Source organism: Micrococcus sp. KRD077, assembly GCF_017168505.1.
Taxonomy (GTDB): domain Bacteria; phylum Actinomycetota; class Actinomycetes; order Actinomycetales; family Micrococcaceae; genus Micrococcus; species Micrococcus luteus.
Map to the genome: position 1 here is coordinate 1 of NZ_JABFAZ010000076.1, position 1,647 is coordinate 1,647.

Below are 1,647 nucleotides of genomic sequence, written 5' to 3' on the forward strand. Positions count from 1 at the left end.
GGGCTGGGGGGTGTCCCAGTCGGGGCGGCGGTAGTCGAGGTTGACCAGGGCCAGGCGCTCGGCGTTGTCGGCGGCGCTCTCCCCCTCGTAGGTGTTGGCGAGGACAAGGCCCTTGCGGTCCTGCCAGTGCTCTGGGTTGATGGCGGACCCGTAGAGGTGCTGGAGCTGCTGGAGGTCCTCGAACTCGGGGACCCAGAAGTCCAGGCGGGTGCTCCACGTGGCGAGCCACTGGGCGCGGGCGGGGACGGTGGTGCACTCAGCGGGGAACCCGTCCGCGGTGATCGGCCCGAACAGCTCGGCGGGGGCGTCGTCGAGGAACTCCACGATCCCGGGGACGTACCGGCGCAGGTGGGCGCGGGTGGCGGAGGAGCGCAGCTGCCCGATGGCGTTGCGGCGGTTGCTCAGCCACGTCGCGTCGAGGTGGAGGGCGTCACGGAATTGCCCGATGGTGAGGACGCTCTGCGAGGAGACCTGGGACGGCCCTCCGAAGCTCTCCGCGACAGTCGCGTTGATGTCGGTCACGGCCGCGGCCTGGGTGCGGCGCAGGGCCCTGTAGGCGTCCACGACGGCGGCAGCTTCGAGGTAGTGGCCCCGGGCGCGGGGGTCGGCGGTCATGGCGGCCTCGGCGGTGGAAGGCACACCGTGGAGTGTGAGGCGCTGGGCGGCGTCGAGGATGCTGGGCAGGGCGCCGGCGAGGTATGCCAGCGTGAGACGGCCGGCGTTGCCCCGGAGGGTGCGGCGTCGCTCGGGGTTGGGGATGGCACGGTTTCGCAGGTTGTTCGCCATGCGTGCGCGCTTCGCGGACCGGTCGGCCCAGTCGTCGTGGGCCCGGTAAATGCGCTCGTACTCCTCCCAGTCCCCGCTGATGCGGGCCTGCTCGTACGCGGCGTTCAGGTCCGGTTCGGGGTCCTCGCGGCCGTCGCCGATCTTCTGCATGAGGTTCAGCATTGCCCCGTGGGCGGACGCATCGCGGCGCTCCTCCTCGGCGTGCGCGTGGACCTGGGCGCGGATGTCCTCGGCCGTCGCGTAGGCGGGGGCGGTCTTCGTAGTGCTCATGATCTGCCTTTCGTGTGTCAGTGGTTGCCGGCGGCGCGGCGGCGCGCCTGCTGGGTGTAGTGGAGGTCGAGCATCTGCTGATGCAGTGCGCGGTCGGGGCCGGCCTCGCGGCGAATCGCGGCGTTGACGTCGGCCAGGGTGGGGCCTGCGCCGGGGAGCACCATGCTCGGGCCCAGGTTGGTGAGGGCGATCCGCAGCCGGGCGGCCGGATCGGGACGGGACTCGGCGTGGCGGGCGTTGAGGGCCTCAGCGTCGAGACGGGCACGCTCGGCGCGGGCCGTGTCGGCGTGGCGCCGGTCGGCCATGTCCTGCGCCGTGGGGGCGCCGGAGTAGTACCACTGGGCCCAGGTCTGCCGGCCGCCGCGGACGCCGCCGGTGCTGGGGCCGGTCACGGGCGCACCGTCCGGGCGTCGCGCGCGTCGGCGAGCTGCTGGAAGAACGTCTCGACGGCGGCACGCTCGACACGGCCATCCTCGTTCATGAACGGCTCGGCCCGCAGGTACGGGAGGAGGGGGACCGGGTCGATCCCGCGGCGGGCGGCGGCGGCTTCCATGCGGGCTTCGAGCACTTCGAGTTGCACGGGGTCGGGGC

The 1,647-nt window shown here is 73.0% G+C and carries 3 protein-coding genes; all 3 read right to left on the reverse strand.

Features of this window, described 5'->3' with window-relative positions:
* Window positions 1-1,056: hypothetical protein (locus J1M39_RS11500; protein WP_206496815.1), on the reverse strand; the 1,056-nt coding region annotated here is incomplete at its 3' end.
* A gap of 17 nt (window positions 1,057-1,073) precedes the next feature.
* On the reverse strand, window positions 1,074-1,448 hold the full coding sequence (locus J1M39_RS11505; protein ID WP_206496816.1) for a hypothetical protein: 375 nt from the start codon (window positions 1,446-1,448) through the stop codon (window positions 1,074-1,076).
* Window positions 1,445-1,647 (reverse strand): hypothetical protein (locus tag J1M39_RS11510; RefSeq protein ID WP_206496817.1); only part of this gene is annotated, 203 nt, incomplete at its 5' end. The genes J1M39_RS11505 and J1M39_RS11510, both read right to left, overlap by 4 nt.